General features: G+C 57.8%; 29 protein-coding genes and 1 tRNA gene. 15 read left to right on the forward strand and 15 right to left on the reverse strand.

Annotation, left to right across the window (positions count from 1 at the left end; genetic code table 11):
• Positions 1 to 117 precede the first annotated feature (117 nt).
• The 3 genes from AB4N74_RS01250 to AB4N74_RS01260 all read left to right on the forward strand — a co-directional run bounded on the left by AB4N74_RS01250 (position 118) and on the right by AB4N74_RS01260 (position 1,546).
• Positions 118 to 699, forward strand: coding sequence for a DJ-1/PfpI family protein (locus tag AB4N74_RS01250; RefSeq protein WP_095049176.1), 582 nt, complete (start codon positions 118 to 120; stop codon positions 697 to 699).
• A gap of 13 nt (positions 700 to 712) precedes the next feature.
• Positions 713 to 1,018 (forward strand): ribbon-helix-helix domain-containing protein, encoded by a 306-nt coding sequence (locus AB4N74_RS01255; protein ID WP_460098010.1) that lies wholly within the window; start codon positions 713 to 715, stop codon positions 1,016 to 1,018.
• Positions 1,019 to 1,201: 183 nt separating this feature from the next.
• Positions 1,202 to 1,546, forward strand: coding sequence for a YegP family protein (locus AB4N74_RS01260; protein WP_093438535.1), 345 nt, complete (start codon positions 1,202 to 1,204; stop codon positions 1,544 to 1,546).
• Between the two features lie 140 nt (positions 1,547 to 1,686).
• Here AB4N74_RS01260 and AB4N74_RS01265 read toward each other — a convergent pair whose 3' ends face one another.
• Both AB4N74_RS01265 and AB4N74_RS01270 read right to left on the reverse strand, forming a co-directional pair.
• Positions 1,687 to 2,568, reverse strand: a complete 882-nt coding sequence (locus AB4N74_RS01265; RefSeq protein WP_116254493.1) for a dihydrodipicolinate synthase family protein — start codon at positions 2,566 to 2,568, stop codon at positions 1,687 to 1,689.
• A 22-nt stretch (positions 2,569 to 2,590) separates the two neighbouring features.
• The gene (locus AB4N74_RS01270) at positions 2,591 to 3,373 is read right to left on the reverse strand and encodes an aldolase (protein WP_077571483.1); all 783 of its coding nucleotides are present in this window, start codon (positions 3,371 to 3,373) and stop codon (positions 2,591 to 2,593) included.
• A gap of 106 nt (positions 3,374 to 3,479) precedes the next feature.
• Between AB4N74_RS01270 and AB4N74_RS01275 the strand changes: the two genes are divergently transcribed.
• Positions 3,480 to 4,022 carry a helix-turn-helix domain-containing protein gene (locus AB4N74_RS01275; protein WP_093438526.1) on the forward strand — a complete coding sequence of 181 codons (543 nt, stop codon included), beginning with the start codon at positions 3,480 to 3,482 and terminating at the stop codon, positions 4,020 to 4,022.
• A gap of 102 nt (positions 4,023 to 4,124) precedes the next feature.
• Here AB4N74_RS01275 and AB4N74_RS01280 read toward each other — a convergent pair whose 3' ends face one another.
• Complete coding sequence (locus AB4N74_RS01280) at positions 4,125 to 5,144, reverse strand: DUF4917 family protein (RefSeq protein WP_460098011.1); 1,020 nt, start codon at positions 5,142 to 5,144, stop codon at positions 4,125 to 4,127.
• A 155-nt stretch (positions 5,145 to 5,299) separates the two neighbouring features.
• Here AB4N74_RS01280 and yiaY point away from each other — a divergent pair, with 155 nt between their 5' ends.
• Positions 5,300 to 6,448, forward strand: coding sequence for an L-threonine dehydrogenase (yiaY, locus tag AB4N74_RS01285; RefSeq protein WP_093438516.1), 1,149 nt, complete (start codon positions 5,300 to 5,302; stop codon positions 6,446 to 6,448).
• 28 nt (positions 6,449 to 6,476) lie between these two features.
• Here yiaY and AB4N74_RS01290 read toward each other — a convergent pair whose 3' ends face one another.
• Positions 6,477 to 7,094, reverse strand: coding sequence for a hypothetical protein (locus AB4N74_RS01290; protein WP_460098012.1), 618 nt, complete (start codon positions 7,092 to 7,094; stop codon positions 6,477 to 6,479).
• 220 nt (positions 7,095 to 7,314) lie between these two features.
• Between AB4N74_RS01290 and AB4N74_RS01295 the strand changes: the two genes are divergently transcribed.
• From AB4N74_RS01295 to AB4N74_RS01330, 8 genes are all read left to right on the forward strand, one after another.
• On the forward strand, positions 7,315 to 8,592 hold the full coding sequence (locus AB4N74_RS01295; RefSeq protein WP_460098013.1) for an NHL repeat-containing protein: 1,278 nt from the start codon (positions 7,315 to 7,317) through the stop codon (positions 8,590 to 8,592).
• Positions 8,593 to 8,958: 366 nt separating this feature from the next.
• The gene (locus AB4N74_RS01300; RefSeq protein WP_460098014.1) at positions 8,959 to 9,693 is read left to right on the forward strand and encodes a PA3715 family protein; all 735 of its coding nucleotides are present in this window, start codon (positions 8,959 to 8,961) and stop codon (positions 9,691 to 9,693) included.
• Between the two features lie 29 nt (positions 9,694 to 9,722).
• A complete protein-coding gene (locus AB4N74_RS01305) occupies positions 9,723 to 10,451 on the forward strand; it encodes a PA3715 family protein (protein WP_460098015.1) in 729 nt (242 codons plus the stop codon).
• 4 nt (positions 10,452 to 10,455) lie between these two features.
• Positions 10,456 to 10,872 (forward strand): fosfomycin resistance glutathione transferase, encoded by a 417-nt coding sequence (gene fos / locus AB4N74_RS01310; protein ID WP_460098016.1) that lies wholly within the window; start codon positions 10,456 to 10,458, stop codon positions 10,870 to 10,872.
• A gap of 59 nt (positions 10,873 to 10,931) precedes the next feature.
• Positions 10,932 to 11,570, forward strand: a complete 639-nt coding sequence (locus AB4N74_RS01315; RefSeq protein ID WP_093438488.1) for a LysE family translocator — start codon at positions 10,932 to 10,934, stop codon at positions 11,568 to 11,570.
• 79 nt (positions 11,571 to 11,649) lie between these two features.
• A complete protein-coding gene (locus tag AB4N74_RS01320; protein ID WP_460098017.1) occupies positions 11,650 to 12,999 on the forward strand; it encodes a sensor domain-containing protein in 1,350 nt (449 codons plus the stop codon).
• A gap of 116 nt (positions 13,000 to 13,115) precedes the next feature.
• Positions 13,116 to 13,271 carry a KGG domain-containing protein gene (locus AB4N74_RS01325; protein ID WP_007911485.1) on the forward strand — a complete coding sequence of 52 codons (156 nt, stop codon included), beginning with the start codon at positions 13,116 to 13,118 and terminating at the stop codon, positions 13,269 to 13,271.
• Between the two features lie 76 nt (positions 13,272 to 13,347).
• Entirely contained in the window at positions 13,348 to 13,851 is a 504-nt protein-coding gene (locus AB4N74_RS01330; RefSeq protein ID WP_093438478.1) for a DUF4142 domain-containing protein, read from the forward strand.
• A gap of 84 nt (positions 13,852 to 13,935) precedes the next feature.
• Here AB4N74_RS01330 and AB4N74_RS01335 read toward each other — a convergent pair whose 3' ends face one another.
• On the reverse strand, positions 13,936 to 14,346 hold the full coding sequence (locus tag AB4N74_RS01335; protein ID WP_038358294.1) for a low affinity iron permease family protein: 411 nt from the start codon (positions 14,344 to 14,346) through the stop codon (positions 13,936 to 13,938).
• 165 nt (positions 14,347 to 14,511) lie between these two features.
• Between AB4N74_RS01335 and tam the strand changes: the two genes are divergently transcribed.
• A complete protein-coding gene (gene tam / locus AB4N74_RS01340; RefSeq protein ID WP_460098018.1) occupies positions 14,512 to 15,282 on the forward strand; it encodes a trans-aconitate 2-methyltransferase in 771 nt (256 codons plus the stop codon).
• A gap of 189 nt (positions 15,283 to 15,471) precedes the next feature.
• On the opposite strand, the gene AB4N74_RS01345 is transcribed toward tam, so the two are convergent.
• The gene (locus tag AB4N74_RS01345) at positions 15,472 to 16,209 is read right to left on the reverse strand and encodes a class I SAM-dependent methyltransferase (RefSeq protein WP_093438468.1); all 738 of its coding nucleotides are present in this window, start codon (positions 16,207 to 16,209) and stop codon (positions 15,472 to 15,474) included.
• Positions 16,210 to 16,774: 565 nt separating this feature from the next.
• Between AB4N74_RS01345 and AB4N74_RS01350 the strand changes: the two genes are divergently transcribed.
• Positions 16,775 to 17,137 carry a DUF6124 family protein gene (locus AB4N74_RS01350; RefSeq protein ID WP_460098019.1) on the forward strand — a complete coding sequence of 121 codons (363 nt, stop codon included), beginning with the start codon at positions 16,775 to 16,777 and terminating at the stop codon, positions 17,135 to 17,137.
• A 58-nt stretch (positions 17,138 to 17,195) separates the two neighbouring features.
• On the opposite strand, the gene AB4N74_RS01355 is transcribed toward AB4N74_RS01350, so the two are convergent.
• From AB4N74_RS01355 to AB4N74_RS01395, 9 genes are all read right to left on the reverse strand, one after another.
• Positions 17,196 to 18,473 carry a type II toxin-antitoxin system HipA family toxin gene (locus AB4N74_RS01355; protein WP_460098020.1) on the reverse strand — a complete coding sequence of 426 codons (1,278 nt, stop codon included), beginning with the start codon at positions 18,471 to 18,473 and terminating at the stop codon, positions 17,196 to 17,198.
• The gene (locus AB4N74_RS01360) at positions 18,466 to 18,783 is read right to left on the reverse strand and encodes a helix-turn-helix domain-containing protein (protein ID WP_007911474.1); all 318 of its coding nucleotides are present in this window, start codon (positions 18,781 to 18,783) and stop codon (positions 18,466 to 18,468) included. The genes AB4N74_RS01355 and AB4N74_RS01360 overlap by 8 nt, the downstream gene beginning before the upstream one ends.
• A gap of 143 nt (positions 18,784 to 18,926) precedes the next feature.
• On the reverse strand, positions 18,927 to 19,334 hold the full coding sequence (locus AB4N74_RS01365) for a type II toxin-antitoxin system HicB family antitoxin (protein ID WP_137218087.1): 408 nt from the start codon (positions 19,332 to 19,334) through the stop codon (positions 18,927 to 18,929).
• 36 nt (positions 19,335 to 19,370) lie between these two features.
• Positions 19,371 to 19,532, reverse strand: coding sequence for a type II toxin-antitoxin system HicA family toxin (locus AB4N74_RS01370; protein WP_320337446.1), 162 nt, complete (start codon positions 19,530 to 19,532; stop codon positions 19,371 to 19,373).
• Positions 19,533 to 19,758: 226 nt separating this feature from the next.
• A tRNA-Gly gene (locus AB4N74_RS01375) sits at positions 19,759 to 19,832 on the reverse strand.
• A 158-nt stretch (positions 19,833 to 19,990) separates the two neighbouring features.
• A complete protein-coding gene (locus AB4N74_RS01380) occupies positions 19,991 to 20,875 on the reverse strand; it encodes an alpha/beta fold hydrolase (RefSeq protein WP_093438451.1) in 885 nt (294 codons plus the stop codon).
• A 316-nt stretch (positions 20,876 to 21,191) separates the two neighbouring features.
• Positions 21,192 to 21,884, reverse strand: coding sequence for a pseudouridine synthase (locus AB4N74_RS01385; RefSeq protein ID WP_116254479.1), 693 nt, complete (start codon positions 21,882 to 21,884; stop codon positions 21,192 to 21,194).
• Between the two features lie 33 nt (positions 21,885 to 21,917).
• Positions 21,918 to 22,148 carry a cysteine-rich CWC family protein gene (locus AB4N74_RS01390; protein ID WP_064119704.1) on the reverse strand — a complete coding sequence of 77 codons (231 nt, stop codon included), beginning with the start codon at positions 22,146 to 22,148 and terminating at the stop codon, positions 21,918 to 21,920.
• Positions 22,141 to 23,628 carry a sensor domain-containing diguanylate cyclase gene (locus tag AB4N74_RS01395; RefSeq protein ID WP_460098021.1) on the reverse strand — a complete coding sequence of 496 codons (1,488 nt, stop codon included), beginning with the start codon at positions 23,626 to 23,628 and terminating at the stop codon, positions 22,141 to 22,143. The genes AB4N74_RS01390 and AB4N74_RS01395 overlap by 8 nt, the downstream gene beginning before the upstream one ends.
• Between the last annotated feature and the right edge of the window lie 379 nt (positions 23,629 to 24,007).

A 24,007-nucleotide genomic window follows, 5' to 3' on the forward strand; every position in this document is an offset into this window, starting at 1 on the left:
GAGCTTGCTCGCGAAGAACGATGACACGGTCTGAGGTAGTAGCCGGTTGTTACCCGAGCCTCCGGATAAGGTCTACCTTGAATACTCCCAAGCATGTCCTCCAGAGGAGTCCTCCCCATGGCCGCGAAAAAGATCCTGATGCTGGTCGGCGATTACGTCGAAGACTACGAAGTGATGGTGCCGTTCCAGGCCCTGCAAATGGTCGGTCACACCGTTCACGCCGTGTGCCCGGACAAGGCTGCCGGTAAAACCGTGCGCACTGCGATCCATGACTTTGAAGGCGATCAGACCTACAGCGAAAAGCCCGGTCACCTGTTCGCGCTCAACTTCGATTTCGCCAAGGTCAGCGAGGCCGATTACGACGCGCTGCTGATCCCCGGTGGTCGTGCCCCGGAATACTTGCGCCTCAACGAAAAAGTCCTCGATCTGGTGCGCGCCTTCGACAAGGCCGGCAAACCGATTGCCGCCGTCTGTCACGGCGCGCAATTGCTTGCGGCGGCGGGTGTACTTGAAGGCCGCGAATGCAGCGCCTATCCGGCCTGCGCGCCGGAAGTGCGACTGGCGGGCGGTACGTACATCGATATCCCGGTGACGGACGGCCACGTTCAAGGCAATCTGGCCACAGCCCCGGCATGGCCGGCGCATCCGAACTGGCTGGCCGGTTTCCTCGGTTTGCTCGGCACCAAAATCACCCTGTAACGAGGATCCGCCGATGTGCGAGCTCTACGTCAAGGCTGACCCGATTCTCTACGAATCACGCTCGCGTTCGCTGCGCATCTGCGGTGTGGTGACGACGTTGCGCCTGGAGAATCAGTTCTGGGACATCCTTAGCGAAATCGCCGAGGTCGACGGCATGACCACCAACCAGCTGATCGCCAAGCTGTATGAAGAGGTGATGGATTATCGCGGGGAAGTTGTGAATTTTGCCTCGTTCCTGCGGGTGAGTTGTACGCGCTATCTGAGTCAGCGGCGGGTGAATACGCCGGAGTTGTCGGTGGTGCGGGCGTTGGTGAAATAACCAGCACCGAGTTGCCTCATTCGCGAGCAGGCTCGCTCCCACTTTCGACCGCGTTCTGCAACTGGAATGCGCTCCAATGTGGGAGCGAGCTTGCTCGCGAAAGGGCCGGTCCAAGCGACAGATATTCAGGACTGGTCTTTACTCTGAAGCGCCAAACCTCTCAATCGCCAAGGAGAAACGCGCATGTCCGGATGGTACGAAATCAGTAAAAGCAGCAACGGCCAGTTCAGGTTCGTGCTGAAAGCGGCGAATGCCGAAACGATTCTGACCAGCGAGCTGTACACCACTCGCGCTGCGGCCGACGGCGGCATCGCTTCGGTGCAAACCAACAGCCCGCTGGATGAGCGCTATGAGAAGAAGTCGACGAAGGACGGCCATCCGTACTTCAACCTGAAAGCGGCCAATCATCAGATTATCGGCAGCAGTGAATCGTATTCGTCGGAGGCGGCGTGCGATAAAGGCATTGCCAGTGTGAAGGCGAACGGACCGAGCAAAGTGATCAAGGACAAGACCTTGCCGGTGCTCTGACCTCACTTTCAAATCCACCAAAACCCCTGTGGGAGCGAGCTTGCTCGCGAAAGCGGTCGTTTACTCAACATCAATGTTGACTGAACTGACGCCTTCGCGAGCAAGCTCGCTCCCACAGGTATTTGTATATTGCAGTGAGATCAGCGCAGGGTTTTCAGGATTGCTTGCAACTGAGTCTGGCCCGCTTCACTCAGCGGAAACACCGGCAAGCGCGGATCGCCCACCTCCAGCCCGGTCTGCCGCAACCCTGCCTTGATCGTCGCCGGCAAGCCACCCTTGAGGATGAAATCCAGCAGCGGCAACTGGCGGTAAAACAAATCCCGCGCGCGATCCAGATCACCGGCCATGGCGGCCTCGTACAAGTCCAGATTCAACTGCGGGATCAAGTTCGGCGCCGCCGTGCACCAGCCTTTCGCCCCGGCCGCAAACGCTTCCAGTGCCAGCGGATTGCAGCCGTTGTAGAACGGCACCTGACCTTCGCCGAGCAATTGCAGTTTGTGCATGCGCTGAATATCGCCGGTGCTCTCCTTGACCATGGTCACGTTTTCCACGCCTTTGACGATGCGCAAAATCAGCTCCACCGACATGTCAGTGCCGCTGGTGGCCGGGTTGTTGTAGAGCATGATCGGCACGCCGATGCGCTCGCCAATAGCGCGGTAGTGAGCGAAGATTTCCGCCTCGGTGAGCTTCCAGTACGAAGCCGGCAGCACCATCACCACATCGGCACCGTGGCCTTCGGCGAAACGTGCGCGGCGCACGGCTTTGGCGGTGGTCAGGTCAGAGACGCTGACGATGGTTGGCACCCGTTTGGCGACGTGCTTGATGCTGAACTCGGCAACCTGATCCCACTCCGCATCGCTCAGGTAAGCGCCTTCGCCAGTGCTGCCCAACGGCGCGATGGCGTGGACGCCGCTGTCGATCAGGCGATCGATCGATTGACCGAGCGCTGGCAGGTCCAGCCCTTCGCCGTTGGCGCCGAACGGGGTGATGGTGTAGCCGATGATGCCGTGAATAGTGGACATGGGAATCTCTCCGTAACAGATTTCAGTTCAGGCAATCGGCGTGTTGGCGCAGGTTCTGCCGGGCGTAATAGTTGAAGGCGGCGGCGTGGCGTTTCGGCTTGGCGATCCAGTCATGGGCTTCGCGACCCAGTTCGGGAATGATCGGCTTGATCGTACCGGCCGCCATCGCCAGCAGTTGCAGTTTTGCCGCGCGCTCGATCAGTTGGGCGATGACACAGGCCTCTTCAATCGTTGTGCCGGTCGACAGTTGACCGTGGTGCGAAAGCACAATCGCGCGTTTGTCGCCCAGCGCGCCGGCAATCAGCTCACCTTCTTCGTTGCCCACCGGCACACCCGGCCAGCCTTCGAGAAACGCGCAGTCGTCGTACAGCGGGCACAGGTCCATGTGGGAAATCTGCAGCGGCACCTCCAGCATCGACAACGCGGCAACGTGGGTCGGGTGGGTGTGGATGATGCAGTTCACATCGGGGCGGGCGCGGTACACCCAGCTGTGGAAACGGTTGGCCGGGTTGGCCATGCCGTGACCTTCGAGGACTTCCAGATCCTCGTTGACCAGCAGCAGATTACTCGCGGTGATTTCGTCGAAACCCAGCCCCAGTTGCTGCGTGTAATAGGTGCCGGGCTGAGGCCCACGGGCGGTAATTTGTCCGGCCAGACCGGAGTCGTGACCGTTCTCGAAGAGGATCCGGCAGGTCAGGGCCAGCTTTTGCCGGTCCGTCCACGTATTATCCGCCAGGCTTTTTTGCATCTGGGTCAGCGCTTGCTTGACCAGTTGGTCTTTGGGTAGTGCTAATGTCTTGGCCATGTCTGTGTCCTTTGGGTGATTGCAAATGACACGAAAGAGGCTATATGACACAAAGTGTCATTGGCAAGCACGAATCGTCGCTTCCTCCATGGAATAACTGTTTCGCATGTCTATCCGTTTGAAATTATTGAGAAAAAAACTTGGTGTAACCCTTGAGGCACTGGCCGAAAAATCCGGCATGACCAAGAGTTATCTGTCCAAAGTCGAGCGCGGGCTGAACACGCCGTCGATTGCTGCTGCGTTGAAACTGGCGAAAGCGCTGAATGTGAAAGTCGAGGAATTGTTCTCCGAAGACAACGTCAGCCTCGACAGCTACAGCCTGGTGCGCAGCCATGAGCGCCAGTCACTGGCGGCGAATGACCAGAGTCCCGGGTACGCCGTGTTGGCCCATCAGGTCAGCGAGCGCAGTCTGCTGCCGTTCATCATCTACCCGCCGAGCGAGTTCACTGACAAAACGTTCAAGGAGCATTTGGGCGAAGAGTTTCTGTTCGTCCATGAAGGGCAGGTCGAAGTGGATTTCATGAACGAAAAGGTGCTGCTGGAACGCGGTGATGCGCTGCACTTCAATGCACAGAAACCGCACCGGATCCGCTCGGTGGGGGAGGTGCAGGCGCAGTTGCTGGTGGTGGTGCACAGCACCGAGGAATGAGTTGATTGGGCTAAAGCTATCGCGAGCAGGCTCACTCCTACAGTTGAAATGCGATCCCCTGTAGGAGTGAGCCTGCTCGCGATGGCGTCGGTAGCCTCGCCACTAAATCTCGACCGGCACCGACAACTTCGGATTGCCGAGCGCATGGCTCTTGGCATCAAAAAACCGCAACTCCACACCCGTGCCCTCAAACACCTGCGCGTAATGCCGCTTCTGATGCTGAACAAACGCCGCACTGCGCGGATAAATCGAGATCGCCACCACCTTCGGTTTCGCCAGGCGCAACGCCCGCACGATGTGCGCATCCTGCTCGCCTAACGCATGACCAAAAATGCACAAGCCGTCGCCATGCCCCAACAACTGCTGATAACAGAACGACAGATAATCCGAGCTGCGAATGGTCTTGAGTTTGTCCGCACTCGGCCCTTCGGTGACGAACAGCGGCACGTCATCCAGCGTCTTGAGCGTGTTGTTGATTGCGAAGCTGCCGAGCAGCGTGCCCTCGGTTGAGGTCAGCTTGCGCGCGGTGCCATCCTGATTGCGCACCAGATGCAGACCACCGTGCAGGTACAACAGACGCGGTTTGTCGGTAGCCGTTTCGCTCAGATCAAAACTCGCATTGGCGCCGTTGAACAGATCGTCGATGGCGTCGCTTTGGTGTTGCAGCGCCCAGTAGTTGAGCAGGTCGTAATTGGTAGTGAACACCGTGCGATAGCGTGCCAGTTCTTCATTCAGCGTCGCCAGCGTCGAGGCTTTCACCAGTCGCCACGGAATGTGTACGGCGTGCACGGTGTTGATCAGCGCTTCCTTGATCGCGTAGTAGCGATTGCGCGGTGCCGCCGAGCTGACGGCCAAGGCCTTGTTGACCCGGCTGGTGGTTTTCAGTGCGCCGAGTACCTGCTCGAAACTGCGCGTTTGCATGGCGTCGAACACCGCCAGTTCCGACGGGCTGAGTGGTTTCTCCTCGACGGTCCGGGCGTTTTCGAACAGCGAGTCATAGCCGAAATCGTCCCACACCGCACGACTGGCGCCATTGCCCACCAGCAAACCGTTGAACTCGGTCGCGGCGCGCAGGGTGTTCCAGTCTTCAAGGCTGGCGTCGACATCCAGAAAATCGGTCATTGCGTAGGCGGTCTCAAAACAAAGGGGCTGATGGGCGGCGACTTTATCACGAGCGGGCATTGAGCCAGATCAACATCGCTCGTGACCGATCGGTCGATCCTGTGTGCATCCGCCGGATCGGCGCAGTCGATTCGGCCTCAGTCAGGAGATGCACGATGAGCAGCACGTTTTTCATTCCGGCGGTCAACATCATGGGCAGCGGCTGCCTCGACGAGGCCATGGTCGCGATCCGCAACTACGGTTTTCGCAAGGCGCTGATCGTCACTGACACAGGTCTGGCCAAGGCCGGCGTGGCGACCATGATCGCTGAAAAGCTGGCGATGCAGGACATCGACTCGGTGATTTTCGACGGCGCCAAACCGAACCCGAGCATCGCCAATGTCGAGTCGGGTCTGGGCTTGCTCAAGGAAAGTCGCTGCGATTTCGTCGTGTCGCTGGGCGGCGGTTCGCCGCACGACTGCGCCAAAGGCATTGCCCTGTGCGCGACCAATGGCGGGCAGATCCGCGATTACGAAGGCGTCGACCAATCGAGCAAGCCGCAACTGCCGCTGATCGCGATCAATACCACCGCCGGCACCGCCAGCGAAATGACCCGCTTCTGCATCATTACCGACGAATCGCGCCACGTGAAAATGGCCATCGTCGACCGTAACGTCACGCCGCTGCTGTCGGTCAACGACCCTGCGTTGATGCTCGCCATGCCCAAAGGCCTGACCGCCGCCACTGGCATGGACGCGCTGACTCACGCCATCGAGGCTTATGTCTCGACCGCCGCCAACCCGATCACCGACGCCTGCGCGCTGAAAGCCATGACCCTGATCAGCAACAACCTGCGCCTGGCCGTGCGCGACGGCGGTGATCTCGCCGCGCGGGAAAACATGGCTTACGCGCAGTTCCTCGCCGGCATGGCCTTCAACAATGCCTCGCTCGGTTACGTGCATGCGATGGCGCATCAGTTGGGCGGTTTCTACGACTTGCCTCATGGCGTGTGTAACGCCGTGCTGCTGCCCCACGTGCAGACCTTCAATGCGCTGGTGTGTGCCGAGCGGCTGACCGATGTGGCCCACGCCATGGGTGCGGATATTCGCGGTTTCAGTGCCGAAGAGGGCGCGCAGGCGGCGATCAATGCGATCCGCTGCCTGGCCAGGGATGTCGAAATTCCCGGTGGCTTGCGTGAACTCGGCGCCAAGCTCAGTGATATTCCGCTGCTCGCCACCAATGCCCTGAAAGACGCCTGCGGTTTGACCAATCCTCGGGCGGCGGATCAGCGCCAGATCGAGGAGATTTTTCGCAACGCGTTTTGATGGGCGCGGCAGGGTTAATTCTTGAAGGTCAGGTTTTGCCCTTGCCCTTGCCTTTAGCGATCACCGTAAACGTACGAACACGGACCCAGTCGGACAAATTCCCGTTGATGTTGTGAATGGCAGATATCCGGTGCGGTCCGGGAGGTAAGGGTTTTGTAATCTGTTTACTCCATTGCTTGAGGGAGTCGACGTCGGCTTTGGCAATCATCTCGCCGGTGTCCAGATCGATAATGCTAACGAAGCCTTCAGCTTTTGTGACATTTCCGGAAAAGACCGGAACAGCGCTTACCTGTGCTCCCTCTTTTGGTTCGACAATTACCGGGACGTCGATTGCTGGCTGCAGTAGCACGGTATACCTGCGTTCGTCACTCCAGTCTGACTTGATGGCTTCCCATGTCTGGTGGGCGCGAACCCCGTGCTGACCCGTCGACTGGGCACCGCTGATGCTGAACGCCCATCGTCCATTTGCGCTGACCTGTCCTGCACCGAGTGAATGCGTATTTTCAATGTTCCAGACCTGCACCAGAGCACCCGGTATACCGCTGCCGAGAAACAGTGTTGCAACTCCCGTTTTCTGGCCCTCTTCGGGGTACGTGATGGTTGGGGGCGGGACAGGTTGCGTATTGGGCTTGTCGGGAGTGCTCATTGTTCTTCTCGTTTCAGGCTGAACTTGAATCGAGAGGCTGGCATGACCGGTTGCGTTTTGAACCTGTAAGAACTACCAGTTTTTTAGCCTTTTTTACTTGATCAGTAATTTCGTTTTCTTCTAAAAAACTGTCATTTCTGTCAGTTGTCTGGTGTGGCTGCTTCGGATCGAATGCTCTGACAGCGGGGTCGACTCCGATCGCCTTGAGGAGCACACGAACATGCCGAAAGCCAATGCACATAAAGCACGATCAGCCGGTGAGCTGGATCACACCTTTGCCCATTCGGGCCTGCAAACACTGCGGTTTCCAGCCGCGCGCAAAACCATCGGGAAAAGTGTCGCAGTGCTGCCTTCGGGACACATCATGGTCAGTACGACCGTCATCGATGCATCGGGAGCCTCGCATTACGGCCTGACGCGATTGCTCGCGGATGGTCATCTCGATACCAGCTTCGGCGAGGGCGGGTACCTTCGCGGTCAGTTTGTCAGGGGTCGATTGTCACAAGGCGGGAATCTGCTCGTCGGTGAGAGCGGCGTATTCTGGTTGTGCGCAGTGCTTGCAGATGCAGCAGGCAAGCTTGAGCAAATCATCGCTCGATTCAAACCGGACGGTACGCTCGATCCCGAATTTGGTGATGGACAGACAGGCTACCGAGTCGTGCCGATGCGTATTCCCGTGCTGAACAATGCCAAGGGCGGCCGCTTGATATTGGCGCACTCCACTCCAGCGAAAGCGCTGCCGGACAGATTGCTTTTCGTCACCTCTCAAGGGGGCAGCGGGTTATTGACGCGTTTTTTTCTGGATGGCAAGGATGACCCGGAGTTTGCAGGCAAAGGCTGGATTCACCTGACGCTTACCGGTGTGGCGATCACGTTGCACGGGGTTACGCAGTTGGACGATGGGCAGATTCTGGTCCATGGCAAGACTGAAGTGACCAACCAGGGTTTGGTCATGGCTTACGAGCGTTCCGGGCAGGTTGCCACGTCGTTCGGCAAGGATGGCACGCTGCTGCTGAATCTGCACAATGCCGGCGCACCGCTCGAAAGCTCGGTGAATCGCATCGTTGGGCAATCGGCGCAGCGCTTGTTGTTGATGGGATCGGCCGTCGAGTCGTCCGCCGGGGAAAAGCGTCAGCATGGCTTCATCAGCGGGATCACCCGCGACGGTGGGCCTGATTCAACGTTCAATCGCGGGGCGCCAGTCCTTACCGTTGCCGCGCAGCCACTGGATCTGAAAAGCTGGAGCGCAGGATTCGCGCTGAATGACTCCCCCGGCTCGCCAATCGTCACGGTCGGGCAGACCTCGGACGGCGAACGACGCTTACTCACCGGAGGCTTTTTGGTCGATGGTGCCGTGGATCCTGCATTTGATGTCGAAGGCGCCGCCGGTATCGAGTGGATTGCGCAGGACGCCTGTCTGCAGGAGTCGTCAGTGTTGGTACTGGGGCAGAGAAATGAAGCCGCTCATCTGGTGCGATTGTTGACGGTAGCGGACTGACGGGGAGGGCTGACAAGCCTTCGCTGAAGGGGCTGGCCTCTTCGCGAGCAAGCTCGCTCCCACAGTTGATCGCATTTCCCAGTTGAAATGCATTCCCCTGTGGGAGCGAGCCTGCTCGCGAAGACTGACTTCCAGACGCAGAAAAATCATGGATTCATGACATCAGTTAACAGCCAGTCCGTTCCTCTCAAGCATCCGAATCAACACCACCCCCGCGATCACCAACATCGCCCCGCCACCCGCGCCGCCGTCAACTGCTTCTCGCTACCAAACGGGACATGCGCTTTGGTCTACTGATGATTCGGTTGAAAGGGCCGATACAGCAGGGGATAGTGCGCGGCTGAAAAAGTAATCAAGGAGCGGGAAGTGACAATGAAGTCTGGCTGGATCGGATGTGCGGCATTGTGCGGGTGGTTGCTGGCGGGGCAGGCATTGGCCGATTGCACGCCGGCGCCAAAGGCGCATGAGATGGATTTTTCCGTCTGTAAGGACTGGCCGGCGTATCCCGGACTGACGCTTACCGCCGCCGCCAATTTCTCGCCCGATCCGGTGTATGGCGAGTCAAAGACTATAGGGCTTTACGATCTGCGTTTGGCCTTGGTGGCGAGCGCAGACTCGCAGCCGTTAGCGAGCTTTTATCAGCCATCCGCATTCTCTGTTGATGCCATCGCGCTGGAGGAACTGAAATTCGATACCGCCCGCTATAAGCTCGCACCGCAATTGCAGGCCTTTGGCGTGCGAGTACGGTTCAAAGGCTCTTCGCGCGTGAATCCTGTGGATGAAGCCTGGTTGTCGCTCTATGTGAAAGACGGCAACGCATTGCGTCCTGTCATGGATCGGCTGGTGGTTTATGAATATGGCGGGGAGTGGGATGGCAATTGTGCGGGAGAGCGCTACGAGACGATGCGAACCGTGGCTCTGGCCAAGACCAGCAGCCATGGCTATGCCGACCTGATGATCAAAACGATCCGTAGCTCGACTGTTGGCGAGGGTGAGGGTGAGGCGTGTGTATCCAATACCGTCACGCAAAAACCGGTCTTGACGACACTTCGCTATGACGGCAAAAACTACGTAGTGCCTGAAGATTTCAAAGGCCTCTAAGACCGATGACTTTTACTCAAGGAAGAACAATGATTTCGCTTAACACACTGCTTGGCGTTTTCATCGCAACAGGTCTTTTGACCATCACCGCTGAAGTCCAGGCTGCCTGCGAAGTGAAAAAATTCGATGGCCATTCCCTTTCACGCTGCAAAGCGTGGCCGGCGTTCAACGATCAGTCGATTGCGGCGAAATCTTCATTTCTCTCGGATTCGGGCGACGATGAAATGGGGGTGTTCGATCTGGAATTGGCGCTCGTCAGTTCGACAAGCGGCAAGAGTCTCGCCACCTATGCCAAACCCGGTGCCTACAATTCCGATGCCATCAGTTTCGACGATCTGACCATCGATACGGCCCGTTACCGATTGGCTGCTGATGTCCGTGCGTTCGGTTTGCGTTCGAGATTCGCCAGCCACGGCTCCAGAGCCAATCCTTACGCAAAAACTGATCTGGCGTTGTATGTGCGCGAAGGCAACAAATTGCGCCCGGTGCTGGAAGGCTTGGTGATTCGCAAGGAATTCGGCGAAGGAACGGATGAGTGTGGAACCGAGGACACGCAAATCCGCAGAACTATCGATCTCGGCCCGACGAGCCACCATGGTTTCGCCGATCTAATCGTCAGCTCGAGTGGTTCAGTTTACAAATCCTTCCTGTCGGATAAGAAGTGCATCTCGAAAACGATCGAGATGAAGAAAACTCGCGTCACCCTGACCTACGACGGCCAGCAATACATCGTTCCCGAAGACCTCAGAGGTTACTGACCCGATGCTCACCGGCCTCAACCACCTGACCCTCGCGGTCAGCGATTTGCAGCGTAGCCTGGCGTTCTACCGTGATCTGTTGCAGTTGCGCGTCGAAGCCACGTGGGATGCCGGTGCCTACCTGTCGCTGCCGGGACTGTGGTTGTGCCTGTCGCTTGATCCGCTGCGTTCGAGTCAACCGTGCGCCGATTACACCCATTACGCATTCAGCCTCGATGCAGCCGATTTCTCAACGTTCGTGCAGAAGCTAAAAGCGGCAAACGTGCAAGAGTGGCGCGATAACCGCAGCGAAGGTGCGTCGTTCTACTTTCTCGATCCCGACGGCCACAAGCTCGAAGTCCATGTCGGCGATCTCGCTTCACGGCTGGCAGCCTGCCGGCAAAAACCGTACGCCGGCATGCGTTTTTACGACGAGTCATGATCAGACACATTTGTCTGTTATAGACTGGCGGCCACGTGTTCTGGCGCTGCAGGTTTTCCATGACTCCATCGTTGCTAATGGCCGTGCTGGCCTCGGGTTTCATTTACGGCATTACGCCAGGGCCGGGTGTGCTAGCGGTGTTCGGCATCGGTGCAGCCCACGGGCGGCGGGCCGGGGCGGGGTTTCTTTGCGGGCATCTGCTCGGCGATGTGGTCTGGTGCAGCACCGCGCTGATCGCGATTGTCGGCGCCCGCGAGATCGGCAGCACCGCGTTTGATGTGCTCGGTGTGCTCAGCGGTGTGTACCTGTTCTGGCTCGGCTGGCGCGCGGTGCGCGCCCAGCGTCGCAGCGGTGACGCGCCGCAGGGCGCGGCGCGCAATCCGTTCTGGCACGGCATTCTGTTTGGTTTGACCAATCCCAAGGCCTATCCGGTGGCGGTCGCAACGTTCACCGCGCTGCTGTCGAGCCGTGCCGAACTGCTCAACTGGTCGATGCTACCGGCGCTGATTGCGCTGAGTTTCCTCGGTGGCTTGCTGGCCTACGCTATTCTCATCGGCGTGGTCGGCGCGCAGCGGGTACGCACGCTGTATCAGCGCCACGAACTGTTGATCACCCGGCTGTGCGGCGTGATGTTTATCGGTTTCGCCATCAACGCGCTGATGCATGCGCTGCCGGGGCTGATGCCGAACAAGGCTTGAAAGTGAGTGCAGGGAGGCGCAATCACGAGGTCAGGGATGGTTGATCAGTGCTGCATTACCCGGACACCCACGCTGAACCATGGAAAGCCGAAATTCCGCGCCGTTGGCGAGTTTTATCGATCTGTTGCTGGACGCCGTTTGCGCGGTCGACAAGCAGGGGCGCTTTGTTTTCGTCAGTGCCGCCTGCGAGCGTGTTTTCGGCTATTCGCCTGAAGAGTTGATCGGCCGGCAAATGATTGAGCTGGTGCACCCGGCGGATCGTCAGCGCACTCTCGCGGCTGCCAGCGAGATCATGGGCGGCGAACCCAAGCTCAACTTCGAAAACCGTTACTTGCGCAAGGATGGCAGCGTCGTGCATATCCTCTGGTCAGCGCGCTGGTCGGAAGTCGATCAACTGCGCATCGCCGTGGCGCGCGACATCACCGAGCGCAAGCAGGCCGAATCGCGCCAGGCTGCGCTCTATGCGATATCCGAAGCGGCCCATGCGGCTGAGGATCTGCTGGCGCTGTTCAAGCGTATTCATCTGATCATCGGCGAATGGCTGCCGGCGATGAATTTTTCCGTGGCGCTGTACGACGAGCACTGCGCACAACTGAATTTCCCCTATCACGTCGACGATGACGAATTGCAGCCCGAGCAACCGGGTACCGTCACCGGGCGGCTGTGCACGGAAGTTATCCGTAGCGGCCAGCCGATTCTTCTGACCCCGGACAGCCCGGATTCCCCAGCCGATTTCGCCGAACTGGTGGCCGGGCAGCACGCGCCGTGCTGGCTCGGCGTGCCGTTGAATTCGAAAAACGGCACCATCGGCGCCTTGATCGTCAAAAGCCTGCCCGGCGGCGAGCGCTACACCGAGCAAGACAAGGAACTGTTGCAATACGTCTGCGCCCAAGTCGCCACCGCCATCGAGCGCCAGCAACTGCACGCTCGCCTGCGACGCATGGCCCAATACGATCAACTGACGCAACTGCCCAACCGTGAATTGCTGCGTGATCGCCTGAAAGCCGCGTTGGCCGGCGCTCGCGAGCAATCCGGGCATATGGCCTTGTTATATGTCGACCTGGATCGCTTCAAACAGGTCAACGACACCTTCGGTCATGCGGTCGGCGACATGCTCCTGCAAACCGTGGCCAACCGCCTAAAAGGCTGCGTGCGGGAAACCGACACCGTGGCCAGAATTGGCGGCGATGAATTTGTCGTGCTGCTGCACAGCGTGCAGGTTTCGGAAGATGCTGACGGCGTGGCGGAAAAAATCCGACAGGTACTGGTACAACCAATGCGCCTCGATGGCCACAACCTGCACATCGAACCCAGCATCGGGGTCGCCCGCTATCCAGAGCACGGCAGTGAGGAACAGCAACTGTTTCGCCATGCCGATCAGGCGATGTACGCCGCTAAACGCTTGAACCATCACGCGCTCAATGGCTGAAAAAGCGGCGCCGTTCGTCGCAGCGACTGCAATTTTTCTAAACCTTTGCCGGTCAGAAAATTCTCAATCTAGGCGGGCACCTGCTCGCCACGATCATTACCAAGAGGTAGAGAATCATGCCTAATTCAAGAAACTCGAACTCGGGAAACTTCGCCAACGATCGAACGAAGGCCTCTGAAGCAGGTCGCAAAGGTGGGAAAACCACCACAACGACTGTCGACAAAGAGCCAAAACCAGACATGGGCCGCAAGCCCGCTCAGAAATCGAAGTAGTCGGTGAAGGTAGTTTTGATTGAGAGGCGGGGGCGTAAGCTCCCGCTTGAATTTCGCTAGGAAGGAGGGCGCGACCATGAGCCGGATGGCCACCCGTGTACGCATTATGAGTTTTGCATCGCTGTTGGGTCTGTTTGCCAGCAGTGCTTTTGCCCAGTCGCCCGCCGATTTCATCAACGATGCCTCGGCCAAAGGCATGGCCGACATCGAGGCCAGTCGTCTGGCCCACAGCAAGGCCGAATCGAAAGAGGTCAAGGACTACACCATCGTCGTCATCAACGACCGCACAACGGCCAACCAGCATCTGGCGAAAATCGCCAAGAAGCTCGATCTGCCTGTCGCGCCTCGTGAAGAACTGGCCGACAAGGCTAAAGAATTGATGCCGCAAGTGACCGACGGCGCCTCCTTCGATCAGGCCTACGCCGCCAGTCAGGTCAAAGCCACTGAAGAAGCAATCGAGCAGATTCAACAGGAAGCGCAGACCACCGACGTGCCGGAGATCAAGGCGTTTGCCGACGAGACCTTGCCGAAGCTGCAAAGCCATCTGGAGATGGCCCGCCAGTTACAGGCCAGCCGCTAACTGCAAAAGATCGCAGCCTTCGGTAGTTCCTGCACCCGTTTCTGTAGGAGCTGCCGAAGGCTGCGATCTTTTGATTTTAAACCCTCAGCACTCATTCAAATCCTGCTTCGACTTACTCTTCTCACCCAGCCCCTCAAGGTTAAACACCTCACCCTCGCCCAACGAGCGGTAGTGCCTGCGCAACGCCTCCAACTGTTTCAGATCCAGCGCCTCCAGCCCAAGCATCGCGTTCTGCGCCTCTTTGGTCACCAACAACAACTCATCGATCTTCAAATGCAGAATGTCGGTATCGCGGTTCTGCGTGTTCTGGATCAGGAACACCATCAGGAAGGTGATGATGGTGGTTGAGGTGTTGATGATCAGTTGCCAGGTGTCGTTGTAGTCAAAGATCGGCCCGCTCAGTCCCCACAGCCCGATCAGGATCAATGCGCCCATAAAGGTCTTTGGACTGCCCGCCCACAAAGCGAGCTTCTGGGAAATCTTTGCGAATTTCATGGCCGTTTTCCTTATTGGGAAGAGTCTTGAAATTCAGACATCTGCGGCTGGTGGAAAATTCTAATTACAAATCCGCCCACGTCACTGGACGTTGGTAGGGCAGGCAGACGCGCCAGATAGCGGTATCGTGACCAACCGCTGGAATGCCCCCGACAGGAGAACGCAATGAGTTGGTCCGCCAAACAATACGTCGCTTTCGAAGATGAACGCACCCGCCCGGCCCGCGATTTGCTGGCGGCGATTCCCACGCCTGAAGCGAGGACAGTGGTCGATATCGGTTGTGGCCCCGGTAACTCGACGGAGCTGCTGGTGCAGCGTTTTCCCGGGGCGAAAGTCAGCGGGCTGGACAGTTCGGCGGACATGATCGATGCAGCACGCAAGCGCTTGCCGCAGTTGCAGTTCGATGTGGCGGAGATTGATCAATGGGCGGATGAAGGCCCCTTCGATGTGATCTTCGCCAATGCCGTGTTGCAGTGGGTGCCGGATCACGCGACATTGCTGCCAGCACTGGCAGGCAAATTGTCGACTGGTGGCAGTCTGGCGATCCAGATGCCGGACAACCTCAATGAACCCTCCCACCGCTTGATGCGTGAAGTCGCCGCGAATGGTCCTTGGGCCAGCAAACTCGCGGGTGCAGCGGGCCAGCGTACCGACATGGCGAGCGCCGGCGATTATTTCTCGATGCTGCGGCCGCATTGTGCGCGGGTCGATGTGTGGCGCACCACCTACCACCATCAGCTGACTGGCGGGGCGGCGGGGGTGGTGGAGTGGTTCAAGGGCAGCGGGTTGATTCCGTTCTTGAGTCCGCTGACCGAGGCGGAAAAGGCGCAGTACCTGGAGCAGTATCTGGCGGAGGTTGAGAAGGCTTATCCGGCATTGGCGGATGGCTCGGTGTTGTTGCCATTTCCACGGTTATTCATTGTCGCGACTCGCTGAAATGAGCTGGACGTGTTGTTCGGCTGGAGATTTCGGGTGCGTTTTCGGACGGGCCCCTCACCCCAGCCCTCTCCCGAGGGAGAGGGAGCCGACCGGTGTTGTATTCGAAACCGGAGTTCGGCTCGATATTTCAGGTCGGCGTAACCCTAGAGAACAACTCGGTCAGTCCCCTCTCCCTTTGGGAGAGGGTTAGGGTGAGGGCTTCTGCACCGCCACCAACATCATCATCGGCCGCTCCCGCTCTTCCGCCAGCGCCGGTTGCGCCGCCACTTCAGCTTCGCTCGGCCCCCATTCATTGACATGACGAATCGAAAACCCTGCGTCGATCAACGAATTGAGCAACGTCCCGACCGTACGATGCTGCTTGATCACACCCTCGGCCAACCAGTTCGTAACCCGCTCACCCTCCAACTGATAGCTGTCCAGCGGCCAACGCTTGTTGCCTTCACTATCCACCAGCCAACCCGGATTACGCGGCGCCATAAAGATTGGATGCTCGATGGAAAACACAAAGTGCGAACCCGGTTTCAGCGCTGTGTACAGGCGCGCAAACAGCCCCGGCAGATCTTTGATGTAATGCAGCGCCAGCGAGCTGTAAGCCAGATCGAAACTGCAAGCGGGCAGGTCGAGCTGTTCCAGGTCGGCGCGCTCATAGCGAATATTCGCCGCCGTCGGGGTCGCACGTGCGCGCTCCAGCATCTTCTCCGAGACATCAAGTCCCAAGACACTGGCTGCGCCATTCTCAAGCGCCCAGCGACTGAACCAGCCATAACCGCAGCCCAGATCCACCACGTTCAGGCCGTGCATGGAGGGCAACAGCGCCTTGAGCGCTGGCCACTCCGGCGCCGCGTCGAGGCCGCCGATGGAACGGTTCATCTGGCTGTAGCCTTGAAAGAATTCGGGATCGTCGTAAATGTTTTGCGTCATGGTGAAGTGCTCTTTTGAGTTCGATCGTCAGCGGCAAAGTGGCCGCGATTGGAATCCCTCGAAAGTGATGGCGCGTATTCGTCGATGGCCGCGCAGGGGGAGGGTGATGGGTGATGGGGAAATGCTAGTCGGTCGAGACGAAGGTGAGAATCGGTGGAGTGTTGTGGATCTGTAATGACGGAAAGTCCTGCAAGATTTTTGGCTGCTTAAACGCATTCGGTGGCCAGTGTTTATAAGCGTTCGGTGTTACGTCCTGAAGCCTACAAATCCTTGCGCCGTTGCCTACCGCTACGCCAGAATCCGCCGGCTTGTGCGCCTTTGGGGCAGTCGGTAACTTGGTTCGCGTCACTGATTTCCAGTGATCGGGTTTAGCAGCCACGCGTTTCCACCAAATCGTACAAACGTCATTTAGCCAGGTTCTCCTGTGCTTAATGGTGGCTGTGCGCATGGCACCCTCGGGTGCGCCGGGATTTTGGTGGATTCGCCCGGTCTGCTAACTTGCGTACAGCCGCCACCCTTTCGTGTAGCAGCGGAATGGTCGTAGCCCTATTTTGGAATACACCAAATGTTCAAAGTAACGCCCAATCCGCCGGAAACCGATCCGGCATCCCCCTACGAATCACCCAACTCAAAGAAATTCCACGAAGCCGCCGAACGCGCCCTCGACCACTATCTAAGCCCCACGGCCAGAATCATGGGTTCCACCCACGAACCCGAACCGATGTACCTCGCCAATCCTGCCTACGACACCGAATCCTTGCTGGCCAACGCCAGCGAAACCCTCGGCTCGGCCACCACCATGCTCAACAACTTCGCCGCGCTGCTGGATACCTCACACCGCAAGACAGCGTTCGGCATTGCACAGGTTGTCATGTTGGGCGAATTGGCGGTGAATCAGGCACTGGATAAGGTTGTGCCGGCGGGTTAACCCTTTCGCTTCAAGAAGCCAAAGAAACCGGCCAATGAGTGCCGGTTTCTCGAGACGGCTACCTGGCAGCACGACTTCCGGCAAGTAGCCCGATGTTTTGGTCGATGCGTTGTTGAATGGTGTGCAAGGTTTCCTGGGTGATCACGCCTGGATACAAACTTTCAGCCATAGATGAGAATCGGCTAGCTACCTCGCAAAATCGGTCAATGATGTCGGCGGCCGTAGCGGCGTTTACTTCAGCCTCCACTGCAAGGTTGAGCAGGTTTTTTCTGCCAATTTCCAAGGCTTCACCCATCACGTCCATCTGGTGATAGCCTCCCGGCCCCTCGCAGAACGTGACGTCATAGGCCGGCGCTAATTTCCAGTCTCCGCCAGGCGACATGATGTAAGCAAAGTTCTTCGGATGGTCGTCTCGGTTATTGAATGCGACATTGAAGACGACCCGCTCAAACGCTACGGCTTTCTCTCGTACGTCATTGCTGCACTTATGAGTCGCACGCAAGAAGTTGACGTAGTCCAGCGCCCCTGGGGATCTGAAATCCGCACCGGTAAAGGCTGCAAGACTCTGCATGGGCACCCGCAAGTCGTTTTGTCGGTCAAAGCGTTTGGTGGCAAAAGCGGCCATTCCCTCGGACAGGCTGAAATAACGAGTGTCAGGAGTCTGGATACCGCACAAGCGTAAACATTCGGCATAGACCATTTCGATGGCGCACACCTCGGGATGTTCTTGCTGAGCCGGAAACTTCACCAACCAGGCTTCGAAACCGGGAGTGGCAGCCGTAGTAAAGGCGTCAGTGTGCGGATCGCGATACACCAGCGCTTTGGGTCGGGCGCCCTGTGGAGAGCCTCCGACCAGTAGCAGCTTCTGGAGAAGCTCTCCACCTTTACCTTTGAGTACCTCCTGCACTTCGGATGCGAGCAAGTCGATGGGAACATGCATTTGCGTTTCCAGCGCCTCGGGTGCAACAGGTTCAAACGACATGGCCCCCATGGCATTGTTGCCAATGTAGGCTAGCCGCTCCAAGGGGCCTATGCGCGCGGGGTTGAGGCCTCGACGTTTGAACAATCGGTCCATCAGCAACATGCCCCAGCCATCTGGCAGCGAGTCATAAACCGGCCCAGGCAGTCCCAGCTGATGTGACGGGAAATCCCGGTTTAACCTGGCTCCCTGTAATGGAAGCCTCAAGGAGGAGAGTTCCAGCCCTCTGTTTTTTGCCTCATCGCTGTACTCAAACATGACCTGCGGGCGACCGGTCAGGGCTTTCGTCGAAGCAAGTGTGCCCCACCGCCAACGTTCACCCCAGCCCTCGTAGTAGACGTCAACTTGTTCAAGCATTGTCGGCTTTCCTTTTGATGCGATGACGCTTGGCCGTTTTTTCGTAGCGAATGATATCGTCCAGAGTTTCGAGCCTTGGCAGAAACAACCCTTCGAGTTCCTTTTCGCGCCCGAGAACCATCGCCACTCGCACCATGTTGTCGAAACTCACATTACGACCGGCTTCAAGGTTTGACACCGTATTCGTCGCAATGCCCGCGCGAGCGGCCACGTCTGCCTGTGTCATCTCCAAAGCCAATCGTTCTGTGCGCAGGCGGTGGCAAATCCGTTTGACGATCTCGCTTGCGGTGGTGAGGCTTAAATCCAGCATGTCGTGGGTACCGTCGGCGTTCAGTTTTGATTGTCAGTACACAATATACTGTGGATTAAACCTGAAAATATAATTTAACTCACAAGAAAATGTAATTAGGTTTAATGGTTAGGATAGGCCAGCACGGGTTGACGCGCCAAGGTTCAACCCTGCTGCAAAACTTTCAGAGCCGCCGACGCCAGAAAGCCCGAGCGGCTTTTCTCTTCCGGGTGATGCAACACATACTCATCAATGCGGTTGAGCAAGTGCCCCGGCAAAGTGATGTTGAGTTTCTGGGCTTTACCCAAGTACTTCACGACATCTATATCGACCACGGCCCATGCACATCCTGCGTACTTCGGATTAGCGACGTTCACGCCAAGTTTGCTCGCAGCCGGGATCGGCGCACCGTCCTCAGCCAAAATTTCGAAATGCCCCTCGATGGCTTCGCGAGCCATGGCGACGGCATCATCCAGATCATCGCCAGCCGAAAAGCAGCCCGGAATGTCCGGCACCTCCACGCCCCAGGCGTGTTCCTCATCACCTATTGAAATCGCAATCGGGTAGAGCATATTCGTTTCCTCCATCGCGCCGATGACCTGAAAAAGTCAGAGCAGCGCTTGTTGCAAAATACTGATGGCCGTTTTCTTCAACAGATTTTTCTTCGGATGCGGCACAGTGACCTGTCCAGGCTTGACTGGTTGTTTGAAGTGATGGTGGCTGCCTCTGACCCGCACTAAAGACCAACCGTCTGCGACGAGCTGGCCTATACCTACTTGGCTTTTGTGATCAACACTATAACCACCAAGTGGTCATTGTCCGTCATTCGGCTCAGAGGTTTGAATCCCCAAGGATTCAGAGTGTGTTGCAGGTTTTTGCATTGTTTCGAAATGCAGCATCGGATTTTTTCAGGCACAAAAAAACCGGCCATCAAGGCCGGTTTTTTCTGTTCCTGCATCTCCCGTCAAAAAACATAACGTGAGACCAATATTTGAGTGGAGCGGGTAGAGGGAATCGAACCCTCGTCGGAAGCTTGGGAAGCTACTGTTCTACCATTAAACTATACCCGCTCAGAGCGGCTGACTTTGTACCAGACTCGGCCACGGATTTGAAGTTTTTCTTTTGCTCATGAACGCTTTAAATCACTGAAATCGGTCAATCGCGGGCGAGCACTGCGGTGAGAAAAGCACAATCCCAGCCCGGCAGCCTCGCTCGCGACGACACCCTTTCAAATAGCCAATGCATGTTGATCCTGAACAAACGAGTAACGCGTTCGGCTAGCCTGCTGCGCCGGTTTCAGAAAGCCAAGCAAGGCGTTCTGGCTATCGCGACACGCGGCCTTGTGTTCCATGTCGAGAAAATGCCCGGTGGCCTGCAGCGTGGTGAACGTGCTCTGCGCCACGTGGTTGCCAAACAGGCGTGCATCTTCGGCAGCGGTGTATTCGTCCCATTCGCCGTTTAGAAACAGCACCGGCACGTTGATCTTTTTCGCTGCATTCAGATAGCACTGCCGATCGCTGTGCAGCACGTCGCTGATGTGGAAGTGCATCTGCCCGTATTCGTGCTCGGCGAGGCTGCTGACGTGGCGATAGTTGAAGCGTTTGAACAACGACGGCAGGTGTTTGCCGATGGTGTTGTTGACCAGATGGCCGACGCGGTCGCCGTCGCGCTGGCCGAGGTAGTCGACACCGCGTTCGAGGTAATCGAGCATGTGCGCGTTGATCACTGGCGAGAACGAGCTGATCACCGCCCGTTCGATGCGCCGTGGCTGGTGGGCGAGGGCGACCAGGGTCGCGGCGCCGCCCCAGGAGAACGACAGCACGTGTTCGGCGGCGAAGTGGTCGATCAGCTCGAGCAGAATCTGCCCTTCGACGTCCTTCGTCAGATGTTTCTCGTGGCGATTGTGGGCTTTTGACCTGCCCGCGTAGGGCTGGTCGTAGCAGACCACGTTGAATTGCGGGTGCAGGTTTTTCACAGTCTGTGCAAACGACGCAGTCGTGGCCATCGAGCCGTTGACCAGGATGATGGTCTTTTCTGCGGCGTCTGCGCGATAGAACTCCGTGTAAACCCGATACTGACCCTGTATATCCAGCACAGCGATTTCTGGCCTCATGTCATAAGACTCCTGGCAAGCAAGCGGGTATGCGCGCAAATAGAGATTGCACGAGCTTTGTGACAGGTAGGCATACGCCTGGAATTTGCTTGGCCCATGTCGATCCATGACTGCGGTCGACGGGTATTGTTATTGGCGGGCAGTCTGCCGGCTGAGGCGGAGCCTTGAAGGCTCTCTACCGGCAAAAAGTTTCTTGGATGTCTGTTGTGACTCATCGGTCACAATCTGGCCGACGTCCTGATTCAAGCAGGGGAGTAGGGATCGCGCAAGTGCCGTTGGTAAATTGTTCGACAACTTCTGCTGAGCGGTCGCGGGCTTAGAACAAATGGATCTCTTCGGTGCGCAAAGCGCGGTACTCGCCCGGTTTTAGCGCGTTATCGAGGTGCAGAAGCCCCATGGATTCGCGGTGCAGGCGCAGGACTTTGTTGTTGAAGAAACCAAACATGCGCTTCACCTGATGGTAGCGGCCCTCGACGATGCTCAGCCGCGCCGAGCGTGGGCCGAGCAGCTCCAGGTGCGCCGGCTGCGTGGTCAGGTCTTCGAAGGCGAAGTAGATCCCCTCGGCAAAAGTACTCGCATAGTGCGCGCCAATCTCCTGCTCGGTCTCGACGTAGTAGACCTTTGGCAGTTTGGTCTGCGGCTGGGTCAAGCGGCGCGACCACGCGCCGTCGTTGGTGATCAGCATCAGGCCGGTGGTGTTGAAATCCAGGCGTCCGGCGATGTGCAGGTCGTCCTTGTCGGGCTCATCGATCAGGTCGAGCACGGTGGGATGTTGCGGATCGCGGGTGGCGCTGACGCAGCCCGGTGGCTTGTGCAGCATGAAGTAGCGCGCCGCTTTGCCGCTTTGCAGGACTTCGTCATCGACTTCGACACGGCTGAATTCCAGCACTTCGCTGTGCGGATCGCTGACGACTTTTCCGTCAATCCGCACACGCTTTTCCACCAGCAACAGACGAACCTGCTGACGGTTGTAGCGGGGCAGGTTGCTGAGGAAACGGTCGACGCGCATGTTCAGAGTTCAGTAAATGAAGGGGCGCGCATCTTACGGGATCGGCCGCTTGGCCGCTTGCAGTTGCGCCTCGACTTGCGCGCAACGCGGGCACAGGCAGGATTGGTTGCGCAGTTCTGGCGGCAGCGCTTCAAGCACGGCCGGATCGATGCTCACGCCATAGCACCAGCATTCGCGGTCGGCGGTGCGCGGGTCGGCCAGACTGCAGTCGTTGCGGGCGCCGCAGGCCGGGCAATGGTCGGGTTTAACGTCGGAATCAGGCATAAGTCGAGTGAGGCATTTCCACGCAGGTGCGGTTGCGGCCGGTTTGTTTGGCCCGGTACATCGCATGATCGGCCCGCGACAGCAGGCTGTGCAAGGTGTCATCGCGTTGCAGGGTGGTGGCGCCGATGCTCACCGTCAGATTGAGGCTGTGGCCGTCGTATGCATATTCGTGTTGTTCGACGTGTTGGCGGATCTTTTCGGCAATTTTCTGACCGGTATCGCCGTCGGTGTCCTTCAGTAAAACGATAAATTCCTCACCACCCCAGCGGCAGACAATGTCGGCATGGCGCAGGCAACTTTGCAGATCGCGGGCGAAACCGATCAACACCTGATCGCCGGCCATGTGCCCGTAAGTGTCGTTCAACACCTTGAAATGGTCGAGGTCGAGCAGCAGCGCGGTCAGTGGTTTGGTTTCGCGTTGTGCTTCGTGCAGGGCCTGTGCGGCGAGAATGTCGAAGCCTCGGCGGTTGGGCAGTTCGGTGAGACTGTCGAGAATGGCCTGCGCCTGGATTTTGCTTTGGTAGCGCTTGATCACGCGGTTGAGCAGCGCCAGCACAATCAGCGTCACCAGCAGGCAGATCAGTAGATTCAGATACAGCGACTGGCGGATCTCACTCAGCGCGCCGTCTTCGCGTTTATCGACAAACAGATACCAGTTCAACTCAGGAATAAACCGCACGTTGAGAAAGTGCCCCTGGCCGTGGGCGGAGTATTCGTAGCTGCCGCTGTGCGGTTTCGGCAACTGGCTGACCAGGCTTTTCATGCTCTCCAGTTCACTCAGGCTCTGACCGATGTGCGCGCTTTCAGGCCCGCCTTCGGCGCCGGTCAGGACCAACCGGCCAAAGGTGTCGACGAAGTAAACGCTGCGTTGATAGCGCTGTTGATACTTGTCGATCAGCTTGATCACCGCGTCCACGGTCAGACCGACCCCGGCCGCGCCGATGAAGCGGTTGTGGTAGTCGTAAACCTTGTAGTTGATGAAGAAGGTCAGGTTGTCCTTGTTGGCCAGATCCGGGTCGACGTTGATCTCGTACGGATCCTTCATGTCGCGCACGCGGAAGTACCAGGCGTCGCGCGGTTCATCGACCTTGACCTGCTTGAGCACGCCTTTGGCGTGGTAGTAGGTGTGGGTGCTGTTGGAGACGAAGAAGGCCGTGTAGGCGCCGTAATGGGTCATGACCTCGTCGAGGTAGCGGGTCATCTGCTCGGGGTTTTGTTCGCCGTTGACCACCCAGTCGCGCATGAAGGTGTCGCGGGACATCATCGAGGAAATCAGGATCGGCCGGACCAGATCTTTCTGGATTTCCGAGTACACCGTATCGGACGTCAGCGGCAGCTCGGTGTTGACGATGTTGTCGCGAATCGACGTGCGGGAGGCGTAGTAGCTGAGCAACGACGTGGCGAGGAAACCGGCGCCGAGCAGGGCGATCAGCGTCAGGACCAGTGAGCGTTGCGAGTACAGGGGAGAACGAAGCGGCATGGCGGTTCCGTTGGCAGTGGCCCGATGGCATGCATTCTAGTGGGATGGCCGGGAAAAGCCTGCGGGATTTATGCCTGAAATGGCGGGGGATATGACGTAGAGGGTGTGTCAGAAGGATAGCTCCCTCACCCCAGCCCTCTCCCGGAGGGAGAGGGGGCTAGATTGTGGTGATTTCAAAAAGTGTGTTCGGCTCGGTATCACCGAATGGCAACCACCTGACAAACACCCCGGTCAGTCCCCTCTCCCGGAGGGAGAGGGAGCTAGATTGTGGTGATTTCAAAAATTGTATTCGGCTCGGTATCACCGAATGACAACCACCTGACAAACACCCCGGTCAGTCCCCTCTCCCTCCGGGAGAGGGCTAGGGTGAGGGCTGGTT

The organism is Pseudomonas sp. H3_C08, assembly GCF_054669455.1.